20 protein-coding genes and 1 tRNA gene are annotated in these 15316 nt (G+C 63.5%); 7 read left to right on the forward strand and 14 right to left on the reverse strand.

Features of this window, described 5'->3' with window-relative positions:
- Positions 1-5 precede the first annotated feature (5 nt).
- Entirely contained in the window at positions 6-506 is a 501-nt protein-coding gene (locus ACHWRX_RS00230; RefSeq protein ID WP_394657643.1) for a hypothetical protein, read from the forward strand.
- On the opposite strand, the gene ACHWRX_RS00235 is transcribed toward ACHWRX_RS00230, so the two are convergent.
- The 3 genes from ACHWRX_RS00235 to rplK form a co-directional block, all read right to left on the reverse strand.
- Complete coding sequence (locus ACHWRX_RS00235; protein ID WP_394657654.1) at positions 488-1171, reverse strand: murein L,D-transpeptidase catalytic domain-containing protein; 684 nt, start codon at positions 1169-1171, stop codon at positions 488-490. The genes ACHWRX_RS00230 and ACHWRX_RS00235 overlap by 19 nt on opposite strands.
- A gap of 188 nt (positions 1172-1359) precedes the next feature.
- Positions 1360-2061: a 50S ribosomal protein L1 gene (gene rplA / locus ACHWRX_RS00240; RefSeq protein WP_183617252.1), complete on the reverse strand. Its 702-nt coding sequence runs from the start codon at positions 2059-2061 to the stop codon at positions 1360-1362.
- A gap of 4 nt (positions 2062-2065) precedes the next feature.
- Positions 2066-2497: a 50S ribosomal protein L11 gene (gene rplK / locus ACHWRX_RS00245; RefSeq protein WP_058737042.1), complete on the reverse strand. Its 432-nt coding sequence runs from the start codon at positions 2495-2497 to the stop codon at positions 2066-2068.
- A gap of 272 nt (positions 2498-2769) precedes the next feature.
- On the opposite strand from rplK, the gene ACHWRX_RS00250 reads away from it, so the two are divergent.
- Positions 2770-3825, forward strand: a complete 1056-nt coding sequence (locus ACHWRX_RS00250) for an acyltransferase family protein (RefSeq protein WP_394657644.1) — start codon at positions 2770-2772, stop codon at positions 3823-3825.
- Positions 3826-3890: 65 nt separating this feature from the next.
- Here ACHWRX_RS00250 and nusG read toward each other — a convergent pair whose 3' ends face one another.
- The 6 genes from nusG to ACHWRX_RS00280 all read right to left on the reverse strand — a co-directional run bounded on the left by nusG (position 3891) and on the right by ACHWRX_RS00280 (position 8104).
- A complete protein-coding gene (gene nusG, locus ACHWRX_RS00255; RefSeq protein ID WP_058737045.1) occupies positions 3891-4427 on the reverse strand; it encodes a transcription termination/antitermination protein NusG in 537 nt (178 codons plus the stop codon).
- Between the two features lie 31 nt (positions 4428-4458).
- Positions 4459-4653 (reverse strand): preprotein translocase subunit SecE, encoded by a 195-nt coding sequence (gene secE, locus ACHWRX_RS00260; protein WP_058737046.1) that lies wholly within the window; start codon positions 4651-4653, stop codon positions 4459-4461.
- 124 nt (positions 4654-4777) lie between these two features.
- On the reverse strand, positions 4778-6274 hold the full coding sequence (locus ACHWRX_RS00265) for a hypothetical protein (protein WP_288415326.1): 1497 nt from the start codon (positions 6272-6274) through the stop codon (positions 4778-4780).
- Positions 6275-6302: 28 nt separating this feature from the next.
- Positions 6303-6378 (reverse strand) — tRNA-Trp (locus ACHWRX_RS00270).
- 88 nt (positions 6379-6466) lie between these two features.
- Entirely contained in the window at positions 6467-7762 is a 1296-nt protein-coding gene (locus ACHWRX_RS00275; protein ID WP_394657645.1) for an MFS transporter, read from the reverse strand.
- A gap of 48 nt (positions 7763-7810) precedes the next feature.
- On the reverse strand, positions 7811-8104 hold the full coding sequence (locus ACHWRX_RS00280; protein ID WP_288486533.1) for a 4a-hydroxytetrahydrobiopterin dehydratase: 294 nt from the start codon (positions 8102-8104) through the stop codon (positions 7811-7813).
- Positions 8105-8155: 51 nt separating this feature from the next.
- On the opposite strand from ACHWRX_RS00280, the gene ccmA reads away from it, so the two are divergent.
- The 5 genes from ccmA (at position 8156) to ACHWRX_RS00305 (ending at position 11484) form a co-directional block, all read left to right on the forward strand.
- A complete protein-coding gene (gene ccmA, locus ACHWRX_RS00285) occupies positions 8156-8746 on the forward strand; it encodes a heme ABC exporter ATP-binding protein CcmA (RefSeq protein WP_394657646.1) in 591 nt (196 codons plus the stop codon).
- Entirely contained in the window at positions 8743-9402 is a 660-nt protein-coding gene (locus tag ACHWRX_RS00290; RefSeq protein WP_058737051.1) for a heme exporter protein CcmB, read from the forward strand. The genes ccmA and ACHWRX_RS00290 overlap by 4 nt, the downstream gene beginning before the upstream one ends.
- A gap of 92 nt (positions 9403-9494) precedes the next feature.
- Positions 9495-10214: a guanitoxin biosynthesis heme-dependent pre-guanitoxin N-hydroxylase GntA gene (gntA, locus tag ACHWRX_RS00295; protein ID WP_394657647.1), complete on the forward strand. Its 720-nt coding sequence runs from the start codon at positions 9495-9497 to the stop codon at positions 10212-10214.
- Complete coding sequence (locus ACHWRX_RS00300; RefSeq protein WP_394657648.1) at positions 10211-10795, forward strand: DUF1989 domain-containing protein; 585 nt, start codon at positions 10211-10213, stop codon at positions 10793-10795. The genes gntA and ACHWRX_RS00300 overlap by 4 nt, the downstream gene beginning before the upstream one ends.
- A 242-nt stretch (positions 10796-11037) precedes the next feature.
- A complete protein-coding gene (locus ACHWRX_RS00305; protein ID WP_394657649.1) occupies positions 11038-11484 on the forward strand; it encodes a hypothetical protein in 447 nt (148 codons plus the stop codon).
- A 30-nt stretch (positions 11485-11514) separates the two neighbouring features.
- Here ACHWRX_RS00305 and ACHWRX_RS00310 read toward each other — a convergent pair whose 3' ends face one another.
- The 5 genes from ACHWRX_RS00310 to ACHWRX_RS00330 form a co-directional block, all read right to left on the reverse strand.
- Positions 11515-11961: an NfeD family protein gene (locus tag ACHWRX_RS00310; RefSeq protein WP_394657650.1), complete on the reverse strand. Its 447-nt coding sequence runs from the start codon at positions 11959-11961 to the stop codon at positions 11515-11517.
- Entirely contained in the window at positions 11961-12968 is a 1008-nt protein-coding gene (locus tag ACHWRX_RS00315) for an SPFH domain-containing protein (protein WP_288415333.1), read from the reverse strand. Before ACHWRX_RS00315 ends, ACHWRX_RS00310 begins: the two co-directional genes overlap by 1 nt.
- A gap of 89 nt (positions 12969-13057) precedes the next feature.
- Complete coding sequence (locus ACHWRX_RS00320; RefSeq protein ID WP_394657651.1) at positions 13058-13387, reverse strand: hypothetical protein; 330 nt, start codon at positions 13385-13387, stop codon at positions 13058-13060.
- Between the two features lie 3 nt (positions 13388-13390).
- On the reverse strand, positions 13391-14278 hold the full coding sequence (locus ACHWRX_RS00325) for a dienelactone hydrolase family protein (RefSeq protein ID WP_394657652.1): 888 nt from the start codon (positions 14276-14278) through the stop codon (positions 13391-13393).
- A 103-nt stretch (positions 14279-14381) separates the two neighbouring features.
- A partial coding sequence (locus ACHWRX_RS00330) for an NAD(P)/FAD-dependent oxidoreductase (RefSeq protein WP_394657653.1) occupies positions 14382-15316 on the reverse strand: 935 nt, incomplete at its 5' end.

Raw genomic sequence — 15316 nt, forward strand, 5'->3', positions numbered from 1 at the left:
CCAGCTTGTCAGCTTTCGAGGCTACCCTGGCCCGCGATGCCAGCGCCACCCGCGCGTTGGAAAATTGGTGCGATGCCCGCCATATCGCCAATCCGGCCCGAGTTACTGCCGAGCGCTTGCCGATGACAACCGGCACAACACCAAGATTTGTGCGCCGGGCTTTGGGGCTGAAGCCTCAACAGCTCATCGGCTCGCGCAAGGTGCGCCTGTCCTGCGGGGCCATTCCGCTATCGATCGCGTGGAACTGGTATGATCCTGCTCGTCTTACCCCGGCCATGCGCGCGGCTCTGCAAGATACGGACACGCCGTTCGGGAAGGTGGTCGCCCCTCTCGGCTTCCGCCGGCTCGCGCTGGCAACACAGGCGGGGCGTGTTTCGCCTTGTCCCGCTGGGACTATCTCCACGCATCGGGCGCAGCTGGATCTGCCCGGTGGCACGCCCTTAGCCTACGTGATCGAGTGCTATACCGCGGCCAACTTGAAAGCTGGTCAGACCTTGGCGGAGTAAATCATCCGGCCCGGCCCCAGCTGATCAAACAATTTCGCCAGTTCCCGCTCACCCACGGCGAAACAGCCCTGGCTTCGACCTAGCTTGCCATGCGCCGGGATCATGTCGGCGTTGGCATACCACGCCCCATGCACGACGATGGCGCGTTCCAACGCATTGCTGTTCGTCGGATCGAGGCCGAGCAGGCGCTGCGATCGGCCATGCTTGCCGATATAATAATCCGCCGTAACGAACGCGCCCTGGCTGGAGGCATTCGAATCGGGGATGTTTGAGAAACGCTGCAAAAATCCCGTGTGGCCTGGATCAGAGCCGGACCCATGAGCCACCAGAAAATCGTGCTCCTTGCCTGATTCGATATCGAGCAGCTTCATACGCGGCACCGAAGAGGGCACGGAAAAATCAACGATCGCGATGCGATCACGGTGCGCTACCATACGCTTGTGGCGGTCGAGTGCGGCCAAGGCTTCGCGAACGATTTCCGGTTCCGGCTTCGGGGCGGCAGGCACCGAGGCCATCGGGGCCTGGGCCACGGCTGTTTGACGGGGAGCAGGAGGAGGCGGCGCGACCGACAGCATCCGCTGCGAACACCCACCGATCGCACCCACGGCCATCGTCGCCGCAGAAATCAGGACGCCGCGCCTACCCATCTTCAAGTTTTCGAGCATAGCTTTGAACGTAATGGATTTTTCGGCTTCCGGGAGTCCCACCATCGGCATTCATCGCGCACGAAAGGCAACACGCGCCGATGCGCCGCATATGTGCGACGAACTGATGATTTTACGTAGTCACCCCGGGAACGAAAAAGCCGGCAAGGTTTCCCCCGCCGGCTTTTCGCACTTCAAAAGGCAGTGGCTTAAGCGCCAACCACTTCCGAGGTATCGATCTTGAGGCCCGGACCCATCGAGGACGAGAGCGTGATCTTCTTAACGTACTTGCCCTTGGAACCCGAAGGCTTCGCCTTGACGATTGCGTCCACGAACGCATCGAAGTTGGTCTTGAGATCGGCATCCGAGAACGACATCTTGCCGATACCGGCGTGGATGATGCCCTGCTTCTCAACGCGGAACTCGATCTGGCCGCCCTTGGCGTCCGTCACCGCCTGGGTGACGTTCGGGGTAACGGTGCCCAGCTTCGGGTTCGGCATCAGGCCCTTGGGACCCAGCAGCTTACCCAGGCGACCGACGACGCCCATCATGTCCGGCGTGGCGATGACGCGATCGTAGTCGAGGTTGCCGGCCTGCATGTCTTCCATCAGGTCCTCGGCGCCAACCTTATCGGCACCTGCGGCCAAAGCTTCAGCGGCCTTGTCACCCTTGGCGAACACGGCGACGCGCACGGTCTTGCCGGTGCCCGACGGCAGCGACACCATGCCACGAACCATCTGGTCGGCGTGGCGGGGATCGACGCCCAGGTTCATCGCGACTTCGATGGTCTGGTCGAACTTCGCGGTGCCCAAATCACGCAACAGCGTGATGGCGTCGGCCACGGGATAAAGCGCCTGGTTATCGCCCAGCTTGGTGGCAAGAGCCTTTGCCTTCTTGGTCTGCTTAGCCATCAGATCAGCCCTCCACCACTTCAAGGCCCATCGAGCGCGCGGAGCCCTCGATGATCTTGGTCGCCTGGTCGATATCGTTCGCGTTCAGATCAGCCATCTTGGTCTGGGCGATCTCTGCCAGCTGCGAGCGCTTGATCGTGCCGGCCGAAGCCTTGCCCGGGGTCTTCGAACCGGACTTGAGGCCAGCGGCCTTCTTGATCAGGAACGAGGCCGGCGGGGTCTTCGTGACGAAGGTGAAGCTGCGGTCCGAGTAAACGGTGATGATCGTGGGGATCGGCATCCCCTTTTCGAGATCCTGCGTCGACGCGTTGAACGCCTTGCAGAATTCCATGATGTTCACGCCGCGCTGACCCAGAGCCGGACCGATTGGCGGCGAGGGGTTGGCGGCACCAGCTGCAACCTGCAGCTTGATGTAACCGTTGATTTTCTTGGCCACGAGGGGCCTCCTTTCACACTGTCGCCCAGGCTTGCGCGCAGGCTCATGTTAAGCGGTCAAACAGAAGGGCACGCCCTTCCTCCCGCACGAATCCGCAAGCGCAACGCGCCCGCGAAGTGGCGGCGCATAGCGGCAGCGCCGCAAAAGCACAAGGACGCCGTGCAGCGCTTGATCCAGCTTGCGTCCGTGGCGGATCAATCCCGCCTTGGGCAGGTGGATCGCCCGATCTACAGCCTCGATCCAGGGCCGCACGGCACATCGGGGACATCGGCTTGAGCACCGCCAATCGCATCACCTTCATCGATGGACTGCGCTTCATCGCAGCCGCCATGGTGATGCTGCAGCACTATTTCGAGCATCGCACCGGCTTCATGACGCAACTGGTCCGCACTTTGCAGCCAGGCGTCGCGGGCGTGGCGCTGTTCTTTTTCGTCAGCGGCTTCATCATCCCGTTTTCGGTATCCCGCGGCTTCAATCCAATCGATTTCGCGGTGCGGCGCATCAGCCGGATTTACCCGCTGTATCTGGTCTGCCTGGTGCCTTTCGCCTTCTACCAAATCACCGGCCTCGGCTTTGCCACCCGTCCGGAGTTCGATTGGGAAAAATGGCTGGCCGCCATCCTGCTGCTATCCGAATATGTCGGCGAGCGGCCGATCATCGGCGCCGCCTGGACCTTGCCGCTGGAATTCATGTGGTACGGCTTGTTCGCGCTGTTCGTCACCACCTGCCGTACCGAAGTTGCGAAACGGCTCGAACTGGCGATCGCGGCAGTGGCCGTGCTGGCGCTGGCGGTGACGATGATCACCGGCATTCGCATTCCAGCTGGCCGCATCTTCATGATTTACGCCGCCGTGATCGGCTACAAGGCCTTCCTGATGACGGATGGAAGCCTGCGCCTGCGGGACTTCCTGTTGAGCGTGGCGGTGTTCGTAGCGCTGCTGGTGCCTTCGTTCTATTTCGCCTTCAAGCTGCACAGCCACGCGATCGTCGGCTATGCGCAGGCGATCTACCCGTGGCTGTTTTCTTCCGCGCTGTTCCTGACCGTGATCCTGATCCCTCGCCTTCGTGCCAGTTTGCTGCTGAGCAACCCGGTGACGGCGTATCTAGGGGCAATCAGCTACTCGTTCTATCTGATCCACGGGCCGACGTACGATGCGGTTCGCAGCGTTGCCCCTTTGGCGTGGCAAGTGCCTCTGGCGGTGTGCATCACGCTGATCCTGGCAAGCCTGACCTATCGCTTCGTTGAGCGTAACGGCATCGAGCTGGGCCGCAGGATCGCGCATCGGATGAAGCACCGGGCGCCCACCCTGGTGGTCTGTCACGCTTGACGGACATAGGAAAAGGGCGGGAAAGCCGAAGCCCCCGCCCTCTGGAAATCCTGCCTCTATTGGTGTTACTTCGAGAGTTCGACCTGCTCGAAATCCAGTTCCACCGGCGTTGCGCGACCGAAGATGGAGACAGAGACCTTGACGCGGTTCTTGTCGAAATCCAGTTCCTCGACCACGCCGTTGAAGGTGGCGAAGGGGCCGTCCAGCACCTTGACCGAATCGCCGATCTCATAATCGATGTTGATAGTCTTGCGCGGTGCGGCAGCCGCGGCCTCGGCCGCGCCGAAGTACCGTGAGGCCTCGGTTTCGCTGATCGGCTGCGGCTTGCCATTCGTGCCTAGGAAGCCGGTGACCTTGGGTGTGTTCTTGACGAGGTGGTACACGTCATCGCTGAGCGAAAGCTTGGCGAGCACGTAGCCCGGCATCGTCTTGCGCTCAGTCTGAACCTTCTTGCCGCGCTTCACCTCGGTGACGGTTTCCGAAGGAACCTGCACGTCCTCGACGTAGTGGGAAAGGCCCATACGCTCAGCTTCGGAAAGGATGGCTTCCTTAACCTTGCTCTCGAAGCCGGAATAGGCGTGAATGATGTACCAGCGGGCCATGAGGTCTCTCTTGCGCGAAACTTGGAAGGGATCAGATCAGCGACAGCAGCCAGCGCACGAACATGCCGAACAGCGTGTCGATGCCCAGGAAGAACACGGCGAGAAAAACGGTCATGATGCCGACGAAGATACCGGTGGTCACCGTCTCCTGGCGCGAAGGCCAGTAGATCTTGGACGCTTCGGCACGCACTTGCCGGATGAACTCGCTCGGGCTGGTCTTTGCCATTCTCGCCATCTCTTGCCTGGCCGCAATCCTGCGGTGTTACCTGCCTTCCGCCTAGGGCTCATCGCCGCCCCGGCCTAGGCCGGGAGGGGCAGCGAGCTTTTTCCTGTCGGAAGAGGAAGGCGATCTAGCTAGACTTGGCGGGGTTTGCAAGCCGCGCCAGGAACGAGTTCGGCGTGCTGAACAGGATCTCCGCGCCATCGGGCAGCGATACGGGATGTACCGTACCGATATACCAGAGGTACTCAGCCTTCTTCGCGGCCTTGAAACGACGCAGATCGATCTTCTGCCAAGGCGCATACAGGATACGCTGGCTGGGGTCGGCAAAGCGCTTGTAACCGGGCTGCGCCATGCTGAGCAGGTGAACGCCGGGCAGCGCGAAATTGGAATTTTCCATCGCGCTCTTGCGCACCACCGCATAGCTGCCGAGATGCTCGAAGCTGCCGAATTCCCACTGTCGGCGTGGAATGGCAACCGCCGTGGCGACCTTGGCGCCTTGCGGCACATAGGCCATCGCCTCCATCATCGCCTTCGAGGTGCGGCCATCCTCGTACCATTGCGCGGTGGTGAAGCCGAGGCGGACGACGAACAGCCCCGCCACCATAGTCAGGCCCCAGCGAGGCGCGGGCCAGTTGATCGCCAGGCAGGCGACCAGCAGCGCGGCCGTGCTCAAACGATAATCGGCATAGTCGCCGCCGAAGATATGGCGCGGCACGACGAGCGTGAGGATCAGCAGGATCAGCGCCGCCCAGCCGAGCCGACCGTCGATACGGCGCGTGATACCAGCGACTGCGAGCAGCGCGACCACGACCGAGATCGTCGCCAGATCGAACCATTCCACGTTACTGCGCAGCGCCCGGTAGAGGATCGACCACTTGTATTCCAACACTTGCCGACCGTAGCCCAGCCCCGAGCTACCTCCGCCGCCGATCAGCATCGGAAACAGCGGAAAGATAAGCGGCCAGGGGGCCACGAAGGCGCGCCAGCTCTTGGAGCGGCTCCATTCGTAGCCGAATACCAGAATGCCCAGAATCCCCCAGCCGGAGACATGGCATAACCAGATCACGAAGCTGATCGGCACCATCGCGGTGGGCCGCCAACGCCAGCTTTCCCAACGTATCCAGGCGGCGAAGGCGAACAGCGCCAGCGCCAGGCTGAGCGAATAATTGAGAAAGCCCATCAGCAGCGCGGGCGACCAGATCGTGGTGAACGCCAGGATCGCACCCACCCCGATGCGACCGCGCAGGGTCCAGGCGACGGCCAGGAAGGAAAGGCCGGTCAGCAGCGGGATGATCCAGGCGATGAACTTGCCCGCGCCTTCCAGGCCCAGCAGAGGCTCCAGCGGCACCATCAGCAGCTCCGCGCCCAAGTTGCCGGTCCATTCCCAATGGAAGGTATAATATCGCGTCAGGAAGGGATCGATGCCGTGGTCCAGCATGATCTTGTAGCCGGCCAGATGCGATGGATAGTCCGTCATCTGCGGAGCCCACGCCACCAACACGGGCAAGGTCGCTGCGATCGACAGGATGATGCCCAGCCACAGCCCGACGTCATGCCGCCAGTTGGTGGTTCCAGCCCCGCCGGTCTGCGTCATTTCGCCGATCGGGCGGGTTGAACCGTGCATGTGGGCCTGGGCTATTTGCAAAGATACCTGGCAGGAGTGGAGGGACTCGAACCCACGGCCCTCGGTTTTGGAGACCGATGCTCTACCAACTGAGCTACACTCCTGCGGGCGGGGGTGCCTGTAGAACGTGCGATGCCCCTTGGCAAGCGCCACAGGTGGCAGAGTTTTCCCGGGGCGTCGTGCGGGGCGGAGTCAGTCCTCCAGAATCAGGCTGTCGCGCCGGGTATCGCGCATCCTGACATAGACAATCAGCGAGACGGCGATCATCGCGGTGACGTACCAATAGAACGCCCGCTCCATCTCCTGCAGCTTCAGCCATAGCGCGACATATTCCGCCGTCCCGCCGAACACCGTGTTGGCGATGGCATAGGGCAAGGCAACGCCCAGCGCGCGGATGTGCGCGGGAAACAGTTCCGCCTTCACCACGGCGTTGATCGAGGTGTAGCCGCTCACCACCACCAGCGCGGCCAGCACCAGCCCGAACGCGGCGAACGCGCTCTGCACCGTCTCCAGCAGGCGGAAGATCGGGTACGTCAGCAGCACGCCGCCGATCCCAAAGCCGATCATCACCGGCTTGCGGCCGATCCGGTCTGACAAGGCACCGAACACGGGTTGCAATAGCATGAAGACGAACAGCGCCGCCGCCGTGATACGGGTCGATTCGGCGTTGGAGAAGCCGCTGGTGTTGACCAGGAACTTTTGCATGTACGTGGTGTAGGCGTAGAAGGCGAGCGTGCCCCCGGCCGTCAGCGCCATCACCAGCAGGGCCTCCCGCGGATGCTGGCGAAACAGCGCCGTGCCGCTGGATGCTGTAGCCGCTGCGCCCGTCGTCTCGGCCTGCGCTTTCTGGAAGCTCTCGGTCTCCGCCAGTCGTCGCCGCAGATAAAACACGAAGACCGCAAGGCCTGCGCCGATCACGAACGGCACGCGCCAGGCCCAGGTCCGCAGCGCTTCTTCCGGCAGCAGTGTCTGGAGGATCAACAGCACGAACAGCGCCAGCAACTGCCCGGAGATCAGCGTGACGTATTGAAAGCTGGAGAAAAATCCGCGCCGCTCACGCCCCGCCATCTCGGACAGATACGTAGCGCTCGCCCCGTACTCCCCGCCGACGCTCAGCCCCTGAAGCATCCGTGCGATGATCAGGACGGCAGGCGCGAACACGCCGATCGCGGCATAACCGGGCGTCAGCGCGATCATCAACGATCCGGTGCACATGAGCGTGACAGACAAGGTCAGCCCCGCCTTGCGCCCCTTGCGATCGGCATAGATGCCCATCACCCAGGCACCGATCGGCCGCATCACGAAGCCCACTGCAAAGACCGCCGCCGTGTTCAGCAACTGCAGCGTGCGGTCTCCGGCCGGGAAGAAGATCGGCGCGAAATAGAGCGTGAACGCCGAATAGGTGTACCAGTCGTACCACTCGACCAGGTTGCCCGCCGATCCGCCCAGGATGTTGCGGAGCCGATGCTTGCGCTGTGCCTCTTCCATCGCCGGGTTATGCGAAAGCGATCGCGCGCATGCAATGGCGCGAGGCGTCTACGGCGCGATCCGATCCACGAATTGGGCCAATGCGATATCGCGCTTGCTCAAGCCGTTCACGTCATGCGTGGTGAGCGTGATCTCCACCTTGTTGTAAACATTGAACCATTCGGGGTGGTGGTCCGCCTTCTCGGCCTCGATCGCCACGCGCGTCATGAACCCGAAGGCTTCGGAAAAATCCGCGAACTTGAGGGTTCGGACAATCGCGAGGCCATCTTCGCGCAACGACCATTGCGGCACGGTGCCCAGCGCGGTTTCGCATTCGCTATCGGTCAGGCAGGCGATCGGCATTATGTCGTGTCTCCTTGGCAGTTCGCCCGACTTCCCTTATCGCCGCCGCTCATGCAAGTCCCCGCCCATGAAGCCCGCGTCACGGCGCGCGATCTTGCTTGCCGGCGGGGAGACCGCGTGCTGTTTCGCGGGGTTTCCTTCGCGCTGCGATCCGGCGGGGCGCTCCAGATCACAGGAGCAAACGGGACGGGCAAGTCCAGCTTGCTGCGAATAATCGCCGGCCTGTCCCGGCCGTTCGCGGGGGCGATCGAGCGCGAAGGCGGCATCGGTTTGGTGGATGAGCGCCCTGCCCTGGACCCGGAGTGGCCGCTGGCCCGCGCCCTCGCCTTCTGGCGCGCGATCGACGCAGGCCCCAGCCCTGACATGACCATGCTGGGGCTTGCCGGATTGCTGGACGTGCCTTTCCGCTACTTGTCGACCGGGCAGCGCAAGCGCGCGGCGATGGCGCGTCTGATCGGACAGGACGCGGCAATCTGGTTGCTGGACGAACCCCTGAACGGGCTGGACACCGCCGCCGCCCGGATGGTCGAGACGTTGACCGCCAATCATTGCGCACGAGGCGGCATCGCTCTTGTCGCGTCTCATCAGCCTTTCGCGCTTCCCGGCATGACGCACCTGCCGCTGGCGGACTTCGCCGCGTGATCCGTTTGCTCGCCTTGCTACTGCGGCGCGATCTGGCGCGGCTGCTCGGCGCGGGACAAGGCGGAGGCGCGCTGCTGCCGATCCTGTTCTTCCTGGCCGTGGCAATGATCTTCCCCTTCGCGGTCGGGCCGGACACCGCGCTGCTGGCGCGCACGGGCGGCGGCGTGATCTGGGTCGCCGCGCTACTCGCCGCGATCCTGCCCCTCGATCGCCTTGTCCAACCGGACCTCGAACGCGGCATGTTCGATCAGTGGGCGTTGCGCGGCATCGCCGAGGAATGGGTGATGGCGGCGCGCGTGATCTCGCACTGGCTCAGCTTCGGCCCGCCTTTGATGCTGGCGGCGGTGCCGGCCGCGGCGCTGCTGGGGCTTTCGGCAGACAATTTACGCATCGTCGAACTGGGCCTTCTGGCTGGCACGCCGGGTCTTGCAGCTCTGGGCGTCGCCATCGCCGCGATCACCGCCGGGCTGCGCGGAGGAGCGGCGCTGGCCGGGCTGCTCCTCATTCCGCTGGGCGTGCCCTTGCTGATTTTCGGCGCAGGGAGCCTGTCTGCCGGTGGGGCGAGCGGCCTGGCCCTGACGGGGGCTGTCAGCCTGGTCCTGCTGGCCGTGGCACCCTTCGCCGGGGGCGCGGCAATACGCGCCAGCCGCGACTGAAATAAAGGATTTCTCGGAACATTAACGCCCGGCACCAATTACATGCGCATGTCAGCGGATTGATCCCGCGTAAACTTGATTGATGTTAAGACATGACTTTGTTGTTGGAAGCGGGTGAGGAACAGCACTGGCGTGAGGCCTTCGAAGCGTTCGTAAAGGACAAGGCTTTTCCATGCGTCGGCGCGAAATCGGCCTTGGCACATGGTTCTTTGAAGACCGTGGTTTGCTGGTCGATCGACAGCGGATGGGACGATGTACGCATCCACCGCGAGCTGCTGGAATGGGCCTTCGACTATCGGGCCGAGCCGGGCCTGTTCCGCTCCATCGCGTTTGTCTTCGCCGGTTCGCAAGTATCGTCGGAAGAGGAGTTCGAGCAAGCGATGTGGGAACGCATCCAGTCGTTGAGCGACAAGGATGCCTGGCTGGAGCAGCCTTACGATCCGCGGGTCAGCAGCGATCCGGACAGTCCGCACTTCTCGCTCAGTTTTGGTGGAGAGGGATTTTTCGTCGTCGGCCTGCATCCCAAGGCGAGCCGCCCGGCGCGCCGCTTCGATCGTCCGGTTCTGGTGTTCAATCTGCACGACCAGTTCGAAACCCTGCGTGACGAGGGCAAGTACGAGACGATTCGCGAGACGATCATAAAGCGCGATGTGCAACTGGCCGGGTCGGTAAATCCGATGTTGGCGCGTCACGGCACCTCAAGCGAGGCCGCGCAGTACAGCGGGCGGCAAGTGCCCAGCACATGGCGTTGCCCTTTCAGCGATCCCCGCAGTGCCGTCCGTCCCCAAATCCAAACCGAGGCTGCGGAATGAGCGATCTGCGCATTCCGCCTCGCTCCGCCGTGGGATTCGAACTTAAGGCCGGGCAATTGCTGACGGTGATCGACCCGGAGGGCGTTCAGGTGGCGGACCTTCTGGCGTACAGTCTAGCCGATCCGCGTGAAGTGATCAGCAACGGCCGCACGTTCGACTATGAGGAAACCATCCGGCTTGCCACGGGAAACCGGCTGTGGTCCAACCGCTCGAATGTGCTGCTGACGATCGAGGCCGACACGGTGGGCTGCCATGACTTTCTGCTCACGCCCTGCAGTGAAGCGACCTTCCGGCATTTCTATCCCGAACACCCCGTGCATCGCGGATGCTTCGGCAACCTGGCCGAGGCCCTCGCCCCATGGGGGATAGAGCCCGATGCGATACCCGTGGCGTTCAATTGCTTCATGAACGTGCCGGTGGATCAGTATGGCAAGGTCAGCGTGATCCCGCCGATAAGCAAAGCGGGTGATTCGCTGTCGCTGCGCGCGCACCAGGATTTGGTCATCGGGATCACCGCTTGCTCGGCCTATGCCAGTAACGGGGGCAGCTTCAAGCCGATCGACTATCGCATCGATAGCTGATCACGCGGTATAGCGCTGGTCTCACACCTTATTTTCCTACCTTTCCGAAAAAATGGCCGGTGTAGCGCACGCGCCGCACCGGCCTGAAGGTTAGGGACAGGCGAAAACGACACCCCATGACAGATGCCGTCTTCAAGGGGCTTGACCGGGGGGCCAAGCCGCGTATCAATCGCTAATGATAATCGTTCGCAATGAAAAGCACTTTCTGCGGACGAGGCGGTGATGCTTGAGGAGATGCCGAGATGTACCAATTTGTTGATCGCGACCTGGACAGCCTCGATCCGGGATGTCGCTTCCTGGTGTGGTCGATGCGCGCGTGGGTGACCTCGATGGGTCAGCGCAATTGCCCGGCGCATGCACTGGCCCCGGCATTCGCAAAATGGCGGATGATCGGCGGGCTGCAGGCATTCCACCGCAGCATGTTGCTGTTCAATCGCGATGCCTTGGAGACGTTCGGCTTCTCGCCCCTGCCCTGCAATCGCGTGTCCGAGCACGAGGCGCTGATCATGGGCCTGATCGTCAGCATGCGCGAGCACGGCCCGCACTCCGCCCGCGCGACGCTGGAGATGATGGTTCAGGAAGAGGCCGTCGGCGACCTGCTGGGCACCTTGTCGACCGTCAGCGCGACGTTGCTGGTGGCAGGCCTGTTTCCTGGCGATGCCGCAGCCACGCCCGAAACTCGACACTGAGCGGCGCGGGGGTGGCTGACGCCCCGCCCTTCAGTCCATCGCCCCGACGAGGAGCGTCGCGCCGTCCACGCCGATGACCTTCAGCCCCGTCCCCGGCGCAGCGTCATTCCCTCGCGCGAGCCATTCGCTGTCACCCAGGCGCACGCGGCCCTCGCCGTTGACGATCGCCTGCGTGACCACCACGATTTGCCCGACCGCCCGCGCGCTGCGGTTGTTGAGGTGGGGGTCGGCGGGGACGATGGGATTCGCGGCCAGGAAACGCCGCCCGGCAAATACCGCCACGATCGAAAGCACCGCGAACAGCATGATCTGCGCCGGCAATCCTATCGGAGCCACCCAGGTTATCAGCCCTGTCACCAGCGCCGCACCGGCCATCCAGATCAGAAACAGACCGGGGATCGCCATCTCGGCCACAGCCAGAATCAGCCCGAGCGCCAGCCACGCGTAATGCGGCTCCAGCGTTTCGAGCCAAGGCATCACTGTGACCCGCCCGGCGTGACGGGTGGCACGGTCGGCCGCCGAACCGGAGTGGCCGAAGGCTGCGTGGCGGGCTGCGGCGTCGATCCCGCGCCGGCCGGCCGGTCGGAAAGGGCCTCCCTCGCCAGTTCGCCGATGCCGCCCAGCGTACCGATCAGCTGCGTCGCCTCTACCGGGAACAGGATCGTCTTGGCGTTGGGCGAAGTCGCGAACTTGCCGACCGCCTCGGTGTACTTTTGCGCGATAAAGTAGTTGATCGCCTGCACGCCGGATTGGGCGATCGCATCGCTGACCATCTGGGTCGCCTTGGCTTCCGCCTCCGCCTCTCGCTCACGGGCTTCGGAATCGCGGAACGCGGCTTCGCGCCGCCCCTCGGCGGCCAGGATCTGCGCCTGCTTGGCGCCTTCGGCTCGCAGGATTTCGGAAGCACGGCGGCCTTCCGCCTCCAGGATTTCCGCACGCTTCTCACGCTCGGCCTTCATCTGGCGCGCCATAGCGTTCGAGATGTCGAGCGGCGGGCGGATGTCTTTGATCTCGACCCGCGTGATCTTGAGGCCCCAGGGCGCCGTGGCGTGATCCACCACGACCAGCAGGCGCGCGTTGATCTCGTCCCGCTTCGACAGGGTTTCGTCCAGGTCCATCGAGCCCATCACCGTGCGCAAGTTGGTGGTGGTCAGCGCCATGATCGCCGGATGCAGGCCATGCACCTCGTAGGCCGCCTTGCCCGCGTCCAGCACCTGGAAGAACACCACGGCATCCACGCCGACCATCGCGTTGTCCTTGGTAATGATCTCCTGCCCCGGAATATCCAGGACCTGCTCCATCATGTTCACCTTGTGGCCGACGCGATCGATGAAGGGGATGATCAGATGCAATCCGGGCTGCGCGGCCAGCGTGAATCGGCCCAGCCTCTCGATGGTGTAGACATAGCCCTGGCGGACCACGCGCACGCCCATCATCAAGAACGTCACCACGACTACGATCAGCGCGATGAGAAATCCGCCCATGGCTTCCCCCCTTTCCTGGCAAGAACCGGAAAAAGAGGGTACCCGACCAAGCGTTAACGACCAAGCCAAACCGCCCGGTCAGTTTCTGATCAGTTCGCCATCTGGCGCGCCGCCACCACGCTTTCCACGAAAGGCGCGAAACCCTTGGCGCCCGATGCCTTGTCCTTCATGTGGACCGTGATCGTCTCGCTCTGTTCGAACGCGGCGCGCACGATCGCCAGCCGCTCGGCCAGTTCGATGCCTGCGCCCACGATCATGATGTCGATCGGCTGCAATGCCAGCATGAGCCGCACTTCATCCAGCGCGGTGGCGGTGTGCAGCGTCACCCCCTCGCACCGGACGCGCGCCTTGGTATCGTCGACGACATCCAGCAGCCGCCCAACGATCAGGACGTGACGCGGGCCCCCGCCATGCGCCACGCTTCAAAGCGTCCCGAAAAGGGCGAGCATGCGCTGCCAGGCACGGTCCGCCTCGACCGGATCGTACGCCGGGGAGTCCGGCACGCACCAACCATGATCGGCATTGTAGACCTCGATCTCGGCCGGGCGCTTTGCGGCATCGGCGGCGCGGCGCAGCGTGTCCTTGTCGGTCGGCGCCTTGGCATCGTCATTGCGGGCGATAGCGAACAAGTAGCTCGCCTTCGTGCGTGAAAACAGAAGGTGCGGACTGTCCGGATCGGGACCGACCAGACCGGCACCATGCAGCGAGGCCGCCGCCGCCACGCGCGCGGGCACGGCCGCGGCAGTACGGACGGTGAAAGGACCGCCCATGCAATAGCCATTCGAGCCTACGCCGCGGGCCTTGTTCACTGCTTGGTCGCCATCGAGAAAACCGACATAGGCGACGGCATCGCGCGTCACCGCCTCCGCAGTCAGCGCTGCGCGCATAGGCCCGATCTTCGCCTGGCCTTCCGGCGTGCGATACTCAGCAAAGCTTTGCATCACCGGGGCCGGGCCGTTGCGATAGTACTGATTGACGCACAGTACCGCGTATCCGGCGGCGGCCAGGCGCCGGGCCATCACTTTCTTGGCCTCTCGCAAACCGGCGATATCCGGCCACATCACGATGCCGGGATGCGCACCCTTGGCGGGATGGACGAAAAAGGCATCGGCCACCCCGTCCGTGGTGGTGATCTCAACCATGCGTTCGGACAAGTCACCGGTCGCCGCACCAGAGGCGATGCCGCTGGCGCATCCGGAAAGCGCCGCTGCCGCACCGATCGCGGTAAAGCCCCGACGGGTCAGTCCGGACCCGGCCTGAGGCTCAAACCCTTGCGGCGCGGTTCCCTGTCCCTCGTACTCATCGCACATCTCAGGCCGACTCCGCTTTAACTTATGTTTCGTCAGCAATCGTAGCGACATGCCAACATGCGAGCCAGCAATAGCTTGACGGGATTGAAACGCGCGAAGGCCCTTACAGTGCCTGTGCCGCCGCGAACCCGCTGGCCCAGGCCCATTGGAAATTGTAGCCGCCCAGCCACCCGGTTACGTCCACCGCCTCGCCAATAGCATAAAGCCCCGATACTTTCACCGCCTCCATCGTCTTGGACGAAAGGCCCCGTGTATCGATGCCACCGGCGGTCACCTCGGCCTTGGCGAAGCCTTCGCTGCCATCGGGGGTGAAGCGCCAGTCACGCAAACGCTGTTCGGCTGCGGCCAGCGCCTTGTCGGACTGGCTGCCCAGGTCCCCTTCCACGGCCAGCCGCTGTGACAAGGCTTCCGCCAATCGGCCAGGCAGCGCGTCTTCCAGTACCCGGCGCAACGCGGCACGGGGCCGGGCGCGCTTGGCCGCCAGGAGCCATCCGCTTTCCCGGTCCGGCACGAAATCGATGCCCACATCCTCGCCCCGGTGCCAATAGCTGGAGACTTGCAGGATCGCCGGGCCAGAAAGGCCGCGATGCGTGAACAACGCCGCCTCGGGAAAGCGCCCCTTGCCGCATCGGGCGATGACCGGGGTACTGACTCCGGAAAGCTCTCGAAACAAAGCTTCCTCAGGCGGCAGCTTCAGCGGCACCAGCGCCGGGCGGGGCTGCACCACCTTCAGGCCGAACTGCCGCGCCAGATCGTAGGCGAAGCCGGTGGCCCCCATCTTCGGAATCGATGGGCCGCCGGTCGCGATCACCAAGGCGGGTGCGCGAACCAATTCTTCACGCAACGCAACCCAAAACAGGCCATCGGCATGGCTCACCTCACCGATCGATGCATCGCACCGCAGATCTACAGCGCCCCGCGCGCACTCGTCGACCAGCATGGCAACGATCTGCCGGGCCGAGCCATCGCAAAACAACTGACCCAGCGTCTTTTCATGCCAGGCGATGCCATGCCGTTCGACAAGAGCCAGAAAGTCCT

The organism is uncultured Novosphingobium sp. (genome assembly GCF_964277725.1).
Taxonomy (GTDB): Bacteria; Pseudomonadota; Alphaproteobacteria; order Sphingomonadales; family Sphingomonadaceae; genus Novosphingobium; species Novosphingobium fluoreni.